We start from the raw sequence: 14,717 nt of genomic DNA, 5'->3' as shown, positions 1-14,717 counted from the left end.
CCTTCTCCGCGTCGGCGTACCACCACTCAAGCCTCTGAGCACCAAAACCGCTATCACGTTTGAGAATCTTGATTTCTCACACCTGTTGAAACACTCACTTCAAGGGTGAATCGGCCTTGGTGTACAGCTGTAATAACGTAGGCCGTAGCGTAGTACGAAATCATCGCCGCGCAGTCATTTTGACTTATCCGCGTCGCAATGCGATCGAGGCACTCAAGCCGGCATGTGCAATGCCCCTAAAGCAACTGCCTGTTCAATGATCGGCGCTGCCCCCTGCACTACGTCAAAACCTGTTGCAACCGCGTCTCGTGCAGCGAACTATCTCCATGTAGAGCTGTCTCCATAATTGGATCCAATTGAGGTTTGGAATCTGGCTCGCTCGGAGAGGCCTAGAAGGATTGCCCGCGCCAGCGATTCTAGGACGAATTTAGCAGGAGGCTTTTACCATGGTCTCGATCAGAAGCTCCTATCACCCTATCGATGCCGCGATCCTCTGGTGCAACCTCGCCGACCATCAAGGCGAAATTCTGCAGGTAGATCTTTCTCACCCCGGTAGTCTGCTCAAGCATTTTCCGCAATGGCCCTTTCTCCATGCCTACGCCGAACGCATCTACGACGCCATCGTCTGTGGCGAGTTAGCAGCGACCTACCTTGGACGACCCATTACCTCTATCGATCAGGTTGAACGTGTCTATTGGTCCATCCGCCATTCTGATCTGCGGGTTTGGTTTGCGCGCAACTGCCCGGAAGAAAAGCCAGCGTTCCTGTTTTCCCAGAATATCGACCATTCCGAATGCGTCAGCGTGACCGCACATCTGGCCCTGCAAGCGGAGCGAGACGCCGGCGCCCGCGAGATTGAAAAACTACGTCAGGAGCACTCGGCAATTGTCGATGAGGCGAAGGCTCACGCCCTCAACCATCACAAGCTATCAGCACAGCTTGGCACATTTGAGGTCCCCTCCGAGGCATCCGCTTTCGTGCACTACACAATCATCGGCGCACTGCTGGAGGTCGCGCTGGGCAAGTCCAAAAGCGGCCGCCTGCAGTCGATCTATAAAAACCAGGCTGCGGTTGTCGAGGCCATTACTACACAATTCCCTGGTGTCCCTGGACTGAGCAAACGCACCCTTGATCGGAAATTTGCCGAAGCTCGCCGTAATTTGGCCAAAGCCCTACAGGCCTAAAACCGAATTGCCAGGCAATGGGTGCCATTGCCTGGCAATGATTTCTCTTCTCTGCCGGGCTTCACTGACTGTCACATCCCACCACGCGCCACATGGCGCTATGGAGTGACACCATGCAACCTATCAGCCCTGTCCCGCTGTTTGCCGAACGCCACATCATGCGTCGTGAAGAGGTCGAACAAAAAACCGGATTTAAACGCTCACACATCTACAACTTGATGAAAGCCGGACTGTTCCCGAAATGCCACCGCATCGGCACGCGTGCCGTCGGTTGGGACTCACTGGAGATTGAGCAATGGGTACAGGATCGCTTGTCGACAGGGGTCTAGCGGCATGAAAGTTCTTTCGTTGATCTCGACCAAGGGTGGCGCCGGCAAGACCACCGTCGCCGCCAATATTGGTGGATTGCTCGCCGACTCAGGATTGCGGGTGCTGCTGCTGGACCTGGACAGCCAACCGACGCTGTCCAGCTACTATGCTTTACGCGAAACTCGTGAGGCCGGCAGTTACGAACTCATCTCGCAGCAGCTCACGGCTCCCGAGCAGGTGATCAGCGCCACCGCGATTCAACACCTTGACTTGATCGTGTCCAACGACCGCGCCGGGCATATCAGCACCTTGCTGTTGCATGCGGCCGATGGTCGCCTGCGACTGCGCAATCTGCTGCCAGACTTTCAGGATCGTTACGATGTGCTCATCGTCGATACCCAAGGCGCGCGCAGCGTGGTGGTGGAGATGGCTTTCCTCGCTTCCGATTGCGCCCTGTGCCCAGTCCCGCCAGAAATGCTGGCAGCGCGCGAGCTGCGCCGCGGTACGCTCGGGCTTTTTGAGGAGCTGGAGCCGTACCGCTACCTAGGTGTCGCGTTGCCGTCGGTGAAGCTGTTGCTCAATCAGGTCAACGCCAATCGCCGCGATACCCGCTTGATCATGGAGAGCCTCCAAGATTCGTTTAAGGCCGATCCTCATGTCAGCCTCTGCGCGACAGTAATTCCTGATCGAGTGGCTTACCTCAATGCGGCCTCACTGGGGTTGCCCGTGCACCGCGTCGACTTTACACCACCCCCCGGTAGCCATAGCCCTTGCGCCGCTGAGGTCATGCGCGCGCTGGCTCTGGAGTTGTTTCCGGAGTGGATCGATCAGCTGAGCGCCCCGACAGGTGGAAACGTGCCTAGCCAAACGTCAGCGGCCGACCGTCGCATTATTCGTCGCGACTGATCGGAGGATGTAATGAAGCCGCCGACCTCCGAAGAAATCACACGTCAACTGCAGCAGGCCCATTTCCCGCAGAAGCCGGACCGTGAGGTCACGGCCGCTCCCGTCGGCGACACACCGATGGTCGTCAGCCTCGAGCAACTGCGTCCCTACGAGCTCAATCCGCGGGTCATTCGCAATCCGCTGTATGACGAGCTCAAAGCCTCGATCCGCGAACGCGGTTTGGACCAACCACCCTCCATCACCCGTCGGCCGAATGAGCAGCACTTCATCATCCGCAACGGCGGCAACACCCGTTTGAGCATCCTCGGTGAACTCTGGCAGGAAACCCGCGAAGAGCATTTCTTTCGTATCCACTGCCTGTTCCGTCCCTGGCAATCCGAGTCACATGCCTTGCTTGGGCACTTGGCCGAAAGCGATTTGCACGGTCAGCTCACGTTCATCGAGAGGGCCCTCGCGGTAGCGAAACTCAAGGACATGTTTCAGGAGCCTAGTGCCCCCCTGAGCCAACGCGAGCTCTCCGCGCGCTTGAGCCAAGGTGGATACCCTGTCTCGCAATCGCATATCAGCCGTATGTTCGATGCGCTCGAGCATCTGCTACCTGCCATTCCGCAGGTCCTTTATGCAGGTCTCGGCAAACCCGTCATCGAGCGGCTGATCACGCTGCGGCGCCGAGCGGAGTCGACCTGGAACCAGTATTTCGGTGATGCCCAACAATTCGCGATGCTGTGGTTAGAGGTGTTGTCGACATTCGAAGGTGAAAAACCCGAGCTGGATTGGAGTGAGCTGCAGGACGAACTGATCGCCAAAATGGCCATGATCCTGAACCAGACGCCCCGCCTGCTGGCCCTTGAAATGCACCAAGAGCAGCGTGTGTCGCCTGACGCAGCAAACAATGCTCAGCCTGTGCCTCAACGCTTGGAAAACGATCCTCCACGTCCGTCATCAGAAATCGTGGACGCCTCAGAAACATTTAGCGAATTGTCTAAGCCCGACCAACGGCGAAGTGGCGACGCCCCTTCGACGGCGCAAGAGCCCCGCCTCTCCCACATTCGCCAGGCGCTGAGTGACAAACAGCCGGCTGTGAAGCAGCAGCATGGCATCGATGACGTTCAGTCACCGGTGAGCCCGGTTTCACCACGGGTCACGTCACAGAATGACATCAACGGCTTGCGCGAAACCTGCGCCACGCTGGCGACCGATCTAGCCAAATATGCCGACGCCAGTGCAATGGTCAGGCCGCAAGCTGACGGCCTGGGCTTCACGCTGTCACTGGAATACGGCGAACTGCTCAGCCCACGATATACCGGCATTCAGCTTTTGCTCTCGGCCCTGCTGCGTTTACAAGATGACGTGGCCTGGGAACAACGTCAGCAGTTGCCGGCCGCGCTTTTTGGTCAGCTGCTGATCGGTGCCTATGACCTGCCATTTGCCGAACGCCCCTCCCTGACGGTTGGCCTGGAGCGGCTCCCCGATGATCAGCTGGAGCATCTATTCTCGCTGATCCGCCACGCCCGGCGGTTGATCGATCTGACGCTGTCGTCCACTCGCTAACGTGAGGAACTGCCTCATGACCACCACCTTTAATTTGTTGAACCATGCCATGTTGAATCAGGTGCTGCACGAGCTGCGCCATGGGCGTCTACAGCGGTGCAAAGCCTTGGGGCTGGCCGATGAAGACATCGAGGTCCTGCAGTCGCTACCACCGACCACCTTATCCCACCTGGCGCACTCGTCCATCGCCTGGGTGGAGGTCAAAGTCGACACGGCTGTGCTCCGACGCCTCATCGCTCAGGCCGAACGGGATGAACAAAACGAGCGGTTGATCAATCGGGCGCTCAAGTTGGGGGCGAGCTCCAGCATCATGTACCGCTGCTTTGGCCTGGACCATTCGGAAACTGCGCTGCGTCGTCGCGTGCTTAAAATCGAGACTCACCGCGGTCGGCCGATTCAGCTTAGCGAAGCGCAAGAGCATGCCGTGTGGAACCGCTGGAGCCAACTGCGGAAAAACGATCCGGATAACGATCCGTTGGACGCGATGATGATGCTGGCGGAGGAACAACACATCAGCCTGACCCTGATCTGGCAACAGATCGAACTGTACGGAGGTACGCCATGCTGAACTTCTATCAGGTCGACTGGCAGGATGTGGTGCGCCAGTGCTACGACGCGCTGCGGCGTCGTATGGAGTGGCAGGCGGCACAGGCGCAAATGGCTGCCTCCGCTAAGGAGGCGCCGCTACGGACCATTTACTTTGGCGACAATGATCCGTTGCCCCAAGCGTTGCTGCTTGATCGCCGGCTGACGCCGCTGGAACGCAACACCTGGCAGGTGTTGCGCTGGCTGATCACTGAACGTCAGGTAAAAACGCCCCGCTACCAGGACCTGCAGCCCTACCTCGCCACCAGCCCCTGCGGCATGCAGGCGTCGCGCGAGACCATCGCTCGGGCGCTTAACGTACTCCGTACCACCCGCTGGCTCAGCCTGGTCGATCGATCCCGCGATGCCCAGGGCTGCCTGCGCGGTTGCGTCTATGTGCTGCACGGCGACCCGTTGACGCCCGCCGAACAGCTTGAGCTCGACGCCGGCTACGCAGCGTTGCTCCAGCAGAACCTCAGCCACGCCACCAAGGGCGTGCGTGATGTGGCGCAGCATGTGATTGAGGAAATTCACGCAGATCCACAAGTGGCGACGGTCGATAAAGAAAAACTCGCCGCTGCTGCTTTACCAGCTCAGCAACAATGCCTGCCTCTAACCCGCGAGGGGGCGGACAATGCCGAAGTTGGACAAAGCCACCAGGTTCGGACCGAAGACGCATCGTCCACGGATTCCGAACCCTGCGAAAACGCACCGATTTCGTCTGTGGTTCGGAATGCCGACGCCGGCCGTACAGTACAGAAAGACCAAAGCAAAAAAAGTACGGTACTGGCGCAGGTGGAGTTCGGCCAAGCCCGATGGCCGGAAGACCTACCACTAAGCCCAACCGAACGTCGCATGGCCTCCCAGGCGATGCGCCAGCTCGAACCTGAACAGCAACAAGCAGTGATCAACGAAGCGGCGGTGCGGTGCGCCCGCGGCGAGATCCGCAAACCGGTTGCCTACCTGATGGGCTTGATCAAGCGCGCATGCCAAGGCGAATTTACTTTGTGGGCGGCTCGTGCCGAGACGACTATGCCAGTGAACACGCCCCACCGCGCCCCGAAAGCGGAACCAACCTGCGAGCGCCCACGACGCAGCGGCGAACGCACGGCCTCTCCACTCGCCTTGGCGTGCCTGGAGGAACTGAAGCAACGCTGTCGCGGCATAGGCGCAATGTCTTAATACTGGACGCTAGCGGAATCAATGCCGGTGCCATCAAATCCAGGGAAATCCACTGCCTGTAAATACGAGCTGACCACCTTCGCGTTGATCCGCGCCGCGCCTCACTGAACAGCCCATTGTCTGTGTCATTCCGACGGCGAGGTACTGGCGATGGTCGATCACTATCAGCTCAACCTGGGTTCTCTGCGCAGCAGCATCACCCTCACTCTGCACACCCATCATGCCGCGCGGCTGTGGCAAGGCCGCATGGCCCGCGAAGGTGTGCACCCCATCATGGGCATGGCCGGCTACATCAGCGTCACCAACCTGCTCAAGCACGCGAGCAGCCAGGACGACCCATTCGCCGACTGGTTCATGCTCCAGCTGGAAGACAAACTGCTGCAGGCCAAGGCCGAAATGCTCACATTGACCAGCCAGATCAGCCAGGTGGAACGCGACCTGCCCACTCAAGTCGATGTCGGCGACAACCTCAACATCCATCCCGTCACTCTGCCGCTGTTCATCGGCAGCCAACTCGGCTTTCTCGCGGTCTACCTGCTGACCGACTACGACACCTTGGTACGCCGTGTGCTGCTCGCCCATCACACCGCCTTGATCGGCCGCAGCGACATGGAGGTCTGGATCGATCGTGGCGCCCATCTGCTGCGCAGCCTGTTCGGTTTGGCGCAGCGTTACCGCCTGGCCGGGGTCAGCCGGGATGACATGTCCGCCAACAACGCCCGCGCCCGCGAGGCCATCGACAAGTTCGGCACGCCACCGCGAAACATTCTCGAGGGCAGCCGCCGCTCCCAATTTGCCCCACCCATCGCACGCGGTTCCACGGCCTCGATTCGCGATGAGCCAGATCAGGCAGAGACAGAGGCTCAGCTCGCGCAGGACATTCCATCCGAAGGGGGTGAAACATGACCTTGGCCGAAGCGATCGTCCGGCGTTTGTCAGCGGATGCCTATCGCGAGTTCGAACAAGGTGCCTCCCTAAAAGGCCTTTTAAAGCCTTTTAAGGGTAAGGGGGAACTGCAGCAATTCGCCGAGACGATCCTGCGCCTGCGCACCCGGGTCGCCGGATTGATGGGGGTGATGCTGACCATCATGGCGCAGCCTCCCTTCTCGCTCCTGGACCTGCGATTGGTCGTCCAGCACAGCGCCTCCGGAACCGATTTCCTGCGCTGGCGCAGCCCGGACTTCCAGCGCATGGGGGTACAGGTGTGGCAGCAGGCGATGGCACTTCCGCATCTGGCGCCTTCGCTGCGGGAGGCGCTGTACCAGTTGGAGGTCAACCGCGTCACCCTGAACCTGCAGATGAGTAGCCTGCAGTCGCTGTATCGCCAGGCCGAAACCGGCGTCAGCAAGCTGCACGCCGCCGAGACCATCTTCGATCTATCCCGTTCCCCCACCGAGGAGTAGCAAGCATGAGCACGTTCTTTGTTGGTGAAGGCAACATCGGCAGCGCCCCGGAGTTCCAGGAGTTCAACAACCCCCCGGATGAACCGCGACGCCTGTTGCGGCTGAATGTCTATTTCGACAATCCAGTACCGCGCGAGGGCGGCTACGAGGATCGCGGCGGCTACTGGGCCCCCGTCGAGCTCTGGCACCGGGACGCCGAGCACTGGAGCACCCTGTACCAGAAAGGCATGCGTATCCTGGTCGAGGGCCGGACGGTCAAGGATGAATGGGAGGACAGCGAGGACAACGCGCGGGTCACGTTCAAGGTGGAGGCCCGACGCATCGGCATCCTACCCCACCGTCTGGCCTCGGTGTCCATGCGCGAAAAGGCCAATGAAAGCAGCGGCTCCGGACGCAAGGGGGCTAGCAAGAAGACTCCACGCAAGTCCGGCTAAGCGGGTGGTCCTCATTGGAATCACAGCTTGCAGCGCGATACCCCTGAGGGCTCGCTGCCCGTTCGGCGTGCAACGCTGGATACTGCAGGTGGTTCAATGCCGCCGGGGCTCTCCCCGCTGATCAGCATCCAGCAGCTGCGTCACCTCAGCCAGGTACTGGTCCAGAGCAAGAAATGCCCGCCAGTGCGCCTGGCTTTCCTGAACCCATGCGATCAACCTCGCGCGCGCCTTCAGATTGTCCGGTTCCAGGTGGGTTGCCATGAACAACTCATAGGCCTTGATCGCTAACGCTTCTGCCTCACGCTCGTTAGATCCGTCCAAGTCGTAAGCTCCGTTTTGACGGGAGGGTGATCACACTCAATTCATGTGATACGCCTCATAGGGTTGCTAGTCAACCTTATGAGGCGTTCATATATTCGGGTTGCTGGTCAACCATGTGGGTCGAATTGGAGAGCGCCCCCGTTGCCAGTCAAAGAGCCTAGCCCACAACACATCGGTCGCGAGTTGGCGAAATATCGCCGCGCACGTGGTTTGACCCAAGAGCAAGTTGGTGAGCGTCTGGACATCGGCGCCGAGGCCGTCTCGCGCTTTGAACGTGGCGTGGTCGAACTGACCGTCAACAAGCTGCTGCAATTGGCCGATATGTACGGCTGTCCCGCCGATGAGCTGCTGCTAGCCATCAGTCCTCGCCCCCAGGACCAGGGCCAGAGGATTGCATCGCTGATCAAGGAGCTTGGTGAAGCAGATAAAAAATTTGCCTTGGAGTTTCTGCAAACGCTGGCCGCTCACCTCGCGCAAAGGAAGTAACCTTTAACCTCCATTGAACCGCCGATATGATCTCGGCGCATTCAGGTTTTCGCTGGCTCTCTCACGCCACACCGCCACCCTATCGGTACCTCACCGAGAGGGCCGACGTATGCGCCTGTTTATTTGCGAAAAACCATCTCAAGCCCGCGATATCGCCCGCGTGCTGCAGGCCACCCGGCGTCACGACGGCTGTTTGCAAGGCCAGGGCGTCACCGTCACCTGGTGCGTGGGCCATCTGCTGGAGACAGCACCACCGGAGGCTTATGGTAATTACAAACGTTGGTCGCTGGAGGACCTGCCAATCATCCCTGGCCACTGGCAGTTGGTGGTCAAACCCAAAGTCGCTAGCCAGCTGAAGGTCATCCAGCAACTGCTGCGTTCCTGCTCCGAGGTGATCATCGCCACGGACGCCGACCGTGAAGGCGAGATGATCGCCCGGGAAATCCTTGAGCGCTGTCAGTACCAAGGACCGACTCTGCGCCTGTGGCTCTCCGCCCTCGACGATGCCTCAATTCGCCGTGCATTGGGCACGCTGCGCCCGGGTGAACAGACCTTGCCGCTGTACCACTGCGCCTTGGCACGCTCACGCGCGGACTGGCTGGTGGGTATTAACCTCAGCCGGCTCTTCACCCTGCTCGGTCGCCGCGCCGGCTTCGACGGCCTGCTGCCCGTGGGGCGTGTGCAAACGCCGACGCTGCGCCTGGTAGTCCAGAGAGATCGGGCGATAGCGGGCTTTGAGCCTCAGCCGTTCTGGACCGTCGATGTGCAGCTGGAGGCCGGCGGCACTCTCTTTCAGGCGCGCTGGCAACCACCGACTGCAGCCTGTGACGAAGCCGGTCACTGCATTGACGAAGCGGTCGCACAGAGCGCGGCGCTACGCTTGTGCCAGCAGGGGACTGCCCAGATCCGCCGTATCGAGGTCGAGCGCGTGCGTGAAGGCCCTCCGCTGTCGTTCGATCTGGGCACGCTGCAGGAGATCTGCTCGGCCAAGCTTGGCCTCGGTGCCCAGGAAACCTTGGCGGTGGCCCAAGCCTTGTATGAAACCCACAAGGCAACGACCTACCCACGCACCGACTGCGGCTACCTGCCGGAAAGCATGCTGGATGAAGTGCCGCGCGTACTCCACGCCCTGGCGGCGGCCGCCCCGTCACTCGGACAATGGCTGAAGGAGGCTGACCCCAGCCGACGCTCGCGGGCCTGGAACAGCAGCAAGATCACCGCCCACCATGGCATCATCCCCACTGCTGTGACGCTAGACCTGGCCCAGCTCTCTGAGCGCGAGCGAGCGGTCTACACACTGATTCGCGCCCGTTACCTCGCACAATTTCTGCCCGACCATGAGTACCTGAAAACCCAGGTGGTGCTGCACAGTTACGAAGATCAGTTGCTGGCGCGCGGCAAGCAAATCCTGACCCGCGGTTGGAAGGCGGTGATCGACGAGGTCGACGGCAACGAACCCATCGAGCAAACCCAACGCTTGCCCACACTGCGCGAGTCGGCTGCGGTGGCAATAACCGACGCCACGGTCAACGCGCAGCGCACGCAGCCCCCCAAGCCCTACACGGAGGGCACACTGGTCAAGGCCATGAAAACCATCGCCAACCAGGTGGAGGACTCACGACTCAAACAGAAACTCAAGGACAGCTGCGGCCTCGGGACCGAGGCCACCCGAGCGGCGATCATCCAGGGCCTGATCGATCACGGGTACCTAACCAAGAAAAAACGCAGCCTGGTCGCCTCGGCGGCGGCACACACCTTGATAGAGGCCGTGCCAGCGGAAGTCGCCGATCCGGCGCTGACAGCACTCTGGGAGCAGGCGCTTGATCGTATTGAGACGGGACAGCTGAGCGTCGAAACCTTTCTCGCCAGGCAGGCGGAATGGCTGACCCGGCTGGTGCGTGGCCACGCCTTGCTCACCTTGCAGCCACCGGCTACCAAAGGCCCGCGCTGCCCCGTGTGCCGCGGCGCCATGCGCCAGCGCAAAGGCCGCACCGGCAGCTTCTGGTCGTGCACCCGCTATCCCGAGTGCAAGGGCACCAAGCCGGTCGCCAAACCCAAGCGCACCAAGCAGCCAAGCGCCTTCTGAGCGGGCATGTGTGACTTGACGGCGTACGGCAGCACTGGTGTAGTGATCAGGTCCGTCGCCGCTTGGCGACCCCAGACCGATTCGCTCCGGGCAGCTCGGTCAGACTCGAAGAGTTCGGAGCCGCATTTCACTTTTTCTTCGGATTTCTCCCCAGCGTTTCAGGTCCCCAAGGTGGATGACCCGTGCGGCTTGGTGTCAGGTCTCAGGGGTCATCCGCTTCGGCGACGATGCTCAGCACCGGTGCCCGCCGGCGAAACACTGGGCACCTTTTGTGCGCGGATGCGTGCCAGTTGATTTCGACCCAGGCCACGACAAGGGTCGGTTGATCCAGGTGGATCGACAGCGGAGGTTTTGCGATGAACTCCGGTGTCACGTTACCGGGTCAAGGGTGGTCTAGCTCTTCCTAGCCTGATGACCGTCGGGCTATTTTTTCGTCACGCAGAATCCACTGAGTGCCACCCACTTCCGCCCGCCCAAGCCTCCCCCAATCCACTGTTGACGGGCCGTTGGCGCCGTTTTATAGATGAACTGCACACCGCTGTCGCTGACAGCGTACAGGTAGCCGGAACCTTCAAGGCTACGCCCATTTCGGGTGGTTCTCCCCCAGTGCGATCAGCGCTCGGCAGCTCGCACGGTCACCGACCTGTCGGTGATGAGCGCCCTTCTACCGACCACGCTTTTTTTGCACCTCCCCCTTGCGGAACTCACCAGCCGCCAGGGCCGGTGGATATCCGCGTTTCTGCTAACCAGGAGATCCACCATGACGACTGCAAGCAACAACGCTCCCACCACCTACTTCAACCTGCACACCCAAGGCATTGGTTATTTGAACCGCGTTCGCGAAGTCCCTGTACGTCGCGGGCAACCGTTCATGGCCTGTGACATTGCCGCCTTGCACGGTGCCTCGGACGACGTCGAGTACACCCGCTTCGACTGTAAGGTCGCCAGCGGTGAAGCCGAACGGCTGATCCGTGAACACCTGGAAGACGTCCGTGCTGAACGCAAGGTCCTGATCGCCTTTCGCATTGGTGACCTTTGGGTTGACCCTTTCCTGTACGAAAAAGGCGAGCGCAAGGGCCAACCCGGTGCCAGCCTCAAAGGCCGGCTGATCTTCATCGAGTGGATCAAGGTTGATGGCCAGTTTAGCTACCGAGCACCCGCTCGCACCGACTCCATTACCGTTATCGACGCAGCAGCGGAATCGGACCAAGCCGACACCGTCGCCGAACAGCACCAACCCGCCTCTGCCCGCGCGAGCGCGTCCACCGCTGCACGTCAGTCTGCCTGAGGCACATTGACCGCCACCAACAGGCGCTCCCACGAGCGCCTGTTATCCACTCACGTCGGAGGCCGTCATGGAAAGCTTCTGGCTCTGCGAGGACTGCCTGCAAGCGGTCGCGTATGACGATTTCAGCGCACTTTCGTTGTACTACAGCGAGGCTGAAATCGAGCAACGCATCGCGCAGCTGCGCACCGAACTGCAGGCCCTGATGCCACTGAGCGCCGATTTCGATCCGCAGACCGGCTCCGGCATCGAGTCCTTTTCCACCCGAGCGTGCGAGGGATGTCAAAGCCGGCTACACGGTGCCCGTCATCGCTTTACGCGTCTGTGAATCATGCACTTCACCAGCCTGGGGCACTCCCCCAGGGGCGCTCCATCTCCCACGAGGAATTGCCCATGAACACTGCCCTGAACCTGGTCGACGCGCTCGACCCGGCATTGGCCCAACGCGCCCATGAGGATGCACTGATCACCCAAGCCCTGCAGTTGCTGGATCAACGTTACTTCCAGCGCGGCGAACTGCTGTTGACCCCCTCCGACGCTGCAGCCTACCTGAAGCTGCGGCTCGCCCCTTACCAACACGAGGTGTTCGCTCTGCTTTGCCTGGACTCACGCCATCGCGTGCTGAGCTTTGACGAACTGTTCACCGGCAGCATCGACGGCGCCTCCGTCTATCCACGCGAGGTCGTGATCAAGGCGCTGGAGCACAACGCCGCCGCCGTGATCCTCAGTCACAACCACCCTTCCGGTTGCCCGGAACCGAGCTCCGCCGACCGGGTACTCACAGGACGCCTGACCGAGGCCCTGGCCCTGGTTGAGGTGCGCGTCCTGGACCACATCATCGTCGGCGCAGGTACCCCGCTTTCGCTCGCCGAACATGGCTGGATCTGACAGCCCATCCCTGCCTCGGAGGTCACCGCCAGTTTGGGGGGGCCTCTGCGCCTAAGGAGAAACATCATGCCCCCATCATTTCGCAATCCCTTCCTTCGCGGTTTCCACGATCTGAGCTACGAACGCGTCGTCCAGATCAGCTATGCCAACAATTGTCCACCCTGCTACCGCCCTCTGCACCCAGCGCAAATCCATCTGCCCAACGAGGCCATCTATTTCCAACCCTGCGTATTCGATGACGACTGCGCGGTTATCACCGACGGCCAAAACGTGCCCAGATTTGTCCGTATGCGCCGCCCGGGCGCCGGCCTGGTGAGTAGCGTGATCTACCAGATCATCGACCATCACCGTGGACGACCGATGCATCTCGGCGACCTCCCCAACGAGGAAGCAGCACGCACCCTGATCGAGCTGTTGTCCTTTTCCACGGGGCACTACAGCCGCAGTTGGGAGATCAGCTCTGCCCACCTGCCAACGACGGAATTCGAGTACCTGCAAGAGCGAGCTTGGCACCCTTCACCGACAGGCTTCTTCGAGTGCTTCGAACTCAGCAGCAGCCATGCCGTGGGGTGCAAGCTGTACTCGACACCCTGGAGCATGGAGGCCGAAGGGCACTGCAGTTGCAGCGCCGACGAAGTCAGCACTCGCATGCGCGATGACGATGTCCCGCCCGTGTTGTTGCAGCTGTTACTGCTGGCAGGTCATGCCGACACCCGCTTGCTGATCTTTGACCCCGACGCAGCGCCACTCCCGGAACTGTCCCTATTCACTGAAGACTGACCCAAGGCGCCCCACGGGCGCCTTTTTTATGAGTGCTTCACGGTAATCCGGACGGCCAGATTCGGTTTTTCGGTAGGAGCGCGGCTCGCACTTTCGCCAAGGTAACGGCAACTTTTGTCGAGACCCGGACATGCATACCCCCACACTCCTCACCCTCGGACTGATGATCGCGCTGACCGGCTGTAACACGTCGCCACCGGCGCCCGCCCCAGCAGCGCCATCAGTATCGCCGGCCTCACTGCAGAAGCAGAAACCCAAGCTACCTAAATGGGTCCGCCAGGACCGATACACCCTGGCCAATACACAGCCGACCCTGGAACAGCGCCAGCCGCTGTATCAGCTCATCAACGTACAGATCGCCCCTGCTCTGCACGCGAATGTCGGGGAGGCACTGCGTCACGTGCTGCAACGGTCGGGCTACTCACTCTGCCCCGACAGCGCAGCGGTGGATCGGTTGTTCAGCCGTCCCCTGCCCGCCGTGCACCACCAACTCGGACCGATTTCGCTGCTGGACGCCTTGACCATCATCGGCGGACCGGCCTGGAGGATCAACATCGATCCGGTCGACCGGACCGTCTGCTACACCCTTCGCTCGCCACAGCCCAAACCGCCACTCTCGACATCGGAGATCGCGCCATGAAGGTCCACCGCTTTCAGGCCCTAGTGATCGGCGGCCTGTGCCTGGGCGCCGCCGTGCTGGCTGGCGAAACGTACAACCAACACCAGCAATTGGCCGAACTCCAGGCCGCAGCCCGCGGTGCCCCTGCCGACCCGGCTCCCGCGTTGCGGCGCGACGTCGATGCGCTCGGCAATACGCTCGCGACATTGCAGCTGCAGGTGGCGGCGCTGGGAGACGCGCAAGGTCAGCATGCTTCGGCGCAGACGACGCTCAGCCAGCAGTTGGATGAGATGGCCGCATCGCTTAAGGCCGTTCAAGCGGCACCGAGTGGGCCGAGCAGCGCCGACTTCAGTGCACTGGAACAGAGGCTTGGCAGGACAGAAATTGCGCTTGAGACCCTGTCGGCACGAGCCTCCGTGCCAGCGGCCGACACAACACGGCCGCTGGCGCCCATGGGCCAGAAAGCCAAGGCCAAAGCCCCGGCGCCGCCGCTGACCCTGCTGGGTATCGAGACCCGAGGCGTGGTGAGGTTCGTTACTGCCCTGCCCACCGGTGCCCACTCGCTGTCGACCGTGCACCTGCTGCAGCCCGGCGACAGCCTGAACGGTTGGCAGCTGCGTACGATCCACGAGGACGAGGCCGTGTTCCACGCCCCCGGCCATGGCGATCGCACACTGCCCCTGCCGTGAAGAGGTGCT

Annotated in this window: 18 protein-coding genes; 17 read left to right on the top strand and 1 reads right to left on the bottom strand. The window is 61.0% G+C overall.

Going from position 1 to position 14,717, the window contains the following annotated elements; all coding sequences use genetic code 11:
- Positions 1-446: 446 nt before the first annotated feature.
- From Q8X48_RS12430 to Q8X48_RS12390, 9 genes are all read left to right on the top strand, one after another.
- The gene (locus Q8X48_RS12430; RefSeq protein WP_248687269.1) at positions 447-1,184 is read left to right on the top strand and encodes a hypothetical protein; all 738 of its coding nucleotides are present in this window, start codon (positions 447-449) and stop codon (positions 1,182-1,184) included.
- 113 nt (positions 1,185-1,297) lie between these two features.
- Positions 1,298-1,513, top strand: a complete 216-nt coding sequence (locus Q8X48_RS12425; RefSeq protein WP_248687270.1) for an AlpA family transcriptional regulator — start codon at positions 1,298-1,300, stop codon at positions 1,511-1,513.
- Between the two features lie 4 nt (positions 1,514-1,517).
- Complete coding sequence (locus Q8X48_RS12420) at positions 1,518-2,399, top strand: ParA family protein (RefSeq protein ID WP_407800206.1); 882 nt, start codon at positions 1,518-1,520, stop codon at positions 2,397-2,399.
- Positions 2,400-2,411: 12 nt separating this feature from the next.
- Positions 2,412-3,950 (top strand): ParB family protein, encoded by a 1,539-nt coding sequence (locus tag Q8X48_RS12415; protein WP_248687272.1) that lies wholly within the window; start codon positions 2,412-2,414, stop codon positions 3,948-3,950.
- 16 nt (positions 3,951-3,966) lie between these two features.
- Positions 3,967-4,518 (top strand): DUF2857 domain-containing protein, encoded by a 552-nt coding sequence (locus Q8X48_RS12410; protein ID WP_248687273.1) that lies wholly within the window; start codon positions 3,967-3,969, stop codon positions 4,516-4,518.
- Positions 4,512-5,717 carry an STY4528 family pathogenicity island replication protein gene (locus tag Q8X48_RS12405; protein WP_407800205.1) on the top strand — a complete coding sequence of 402 codons (1,206 nt, stop codon included), beginning with the start codon at positions 4,512-4,514 and terminating at the stop codon, positions 5,715-5,717. The genes Q8X48_RS12410 and Q8X48_RS12405 overlap by 7 nt, the downstream gene beginning before the upstream one ends.
- A 150-nt stretch (positions 5,718-5,867) precedes the next feature.
- Positions 5,868-6,623: a PFL_4669 family integrating conjugative element protein gene (locus tag Q8X48_RS12400; RefSeq protein ID WP_407800204.1), complete on the top strand. Its 756-nt coding sequence runs from the start codon at positions 5,868-5,870 to the stop codon at positions 6,621-6,623.
- Positions 6,620-7,120: a DUF3158 family protein gene (locus tag Q8X48_RS12395; protein WP_274076491.1), complete on the top strand. Its 501-nt coding sequence runs from the start codon at positions 6,620-6,622 to the stop codon at positions 7,118-7,120. Before Q8X48_RS12400 ends, Q8X48_RS12395 begins: the two co-directional genes overlap by 4 nt.
- A 5-nt stretch (positions 7,121-7,125) precedes the next feature.
- Positions 7,126-7,554, top strand: a complete 429-nt coding sequence (locus tag Q8X48_RS12390; protein WP_150752588.1) for a single-stranded DNA-binding protein — start codon at positions 7,126-7,128, stop codon at positions 7,552-7,554.
- A 93-nt stretch (positions 7,555-7,647) separates the two neighbouring features.
- Here Q8X48_RS12390 and Q8X48_RS12385 read toward each other — a convergent pair whose 3' ends face one another.
- Positions 7,648-7,875: a hypothetical protein gene (locus Q8X48_RS12385; RefSeq protein ID WP_248687277.1), complete on the bottom strand. Its 228-nt coding sequence runs from the start codon at positions 7,873-7,875 to the stop codon at positions 7,648-7,650.
- Between the two features lie 141 nt (positions 7,876-8,016).
- Between Q8X48_RS12385 and Q8X48_RS12380 the strand changes: the two genes are divergently transcribed.
- The 8 genes from Q8X48_RS12380 (at position 8,017) to Q8X48_RS12345 (ending at position 14,708) form a co-directional block, all read left to right on the top strand.
- A complete protein-coding gene (locus tag Q8X48_RS12380; RefSeq protein ID WP_407800203.1) occupies positions 8,017-8,361 on the top strand; it encodes a helix-turn-helix domain-containing protein in 345 nt (114 codons plus the stop codon).
- 109 nt (positions 8,362-8,470) lie between these two features.
- The gene (locus Q8X48_RS12375; RefSeq protein ID WP_407800202.1) at positions 8,471-10,447 is read left to right on the top strand and encodes a DNA topoisomerase III; all 1,977 of its coding nucleotides are present in this window, start codon (positions 8,471-8,473) and stop codon (positions 10,445-10,447) included.
- Between the two features lie 760 nt (positions 10,448-11,207).
- On the top strand, positions 11,208-11,735 hold the full coding sequence (locus Q8X48_RS12370) for an STY4534 family ICE replication protein (protein ID WP_223446305.1): 528 nt from the start codon (positions 11,208-11,210) through the stop codon (positions 11,733-11,735).
- Between the two features lie 67 nt (positions 11,736-11,802).
- Entirely contained in the window at positions 11,803-12,060 is a 258-nt protein-coding gene (locus Q8X48_RS12365; protein ID WP_218497818.1) for a hypothetical protein, read from the top strand.
- Positions 12,061-12,125: 65 nt separating this feature from the next.
- Positions 12,126-12,620 (top strand): JAB domain-containing protein, encoded by a 495-nt coding sequence (locus tag Q8X48_RS12360; protein ID WP_218497817.1) that lies wholly within the window; start codon positions 12,126-12,128, stop codon positions 12,618-12,620.
- A 66-nt stretch (positions 12,621-12,686) separates the two neighbouring features.
- Positions 12,687-13,400 (top strand): DUF5983 family protein, encoded by a 714-nt coding sequence (locus Q8X48_RS12355; RefSeq protein WP_407800201.1) that lies wholly within the window; start codon positions 12,687-12,689, stop codon positions 13,398-13,400.
- Between the two features lie 130 nt (positions 13,401-13,530).
- Positions 13,531-14,040 carry a PFGI-1 class ICE element type IV pilus protein PilL2 gene (pilL2, locus tag Q8X48_RS12350; protein WP_218497815.1) on the top strand — a complete coding sequence of 170 codons (510 nt, stop codon included), beginning with the start codon at positions 13,531-13,533 and terminating at the stop codon, positions 14,038-14,040.
- Positions 14,037-14,708 carry a hypothetical protein gene (locus Q8X48_RS12345; RefSeq protein WP_407800200.1) on the top strand — a complete coding sequence of 224 codons (672 nt, stop codon included), beginning with the start codon at positions 14,037-14,039 and terminating at the stop codon, positions 14,706-14,708. Before pilL2 ends, Q8X48_RS12345 begins: the two co-directional genes overlap by 4 nt.
- Positions 14,709-14,717: the final 9 nt, after the last annotated feature.

The organism is Pseudomonas sp. QLc11A (genome assembly GCF_052112305.1).
Taxonomy (GTDB): Bacteria; Pseudomonadota; Gammaproteobacteria; order Pseudomonadales; family Pseudomonadaceae; genus Aquipseudomonas; species Aquipseudomonas laurylsulfatiphila.
The sequence above is the reverse complement of the archived record's forward strand: the minus strand, read 5'-3'. Positions and strand labels throughout refer to the sequence as shown.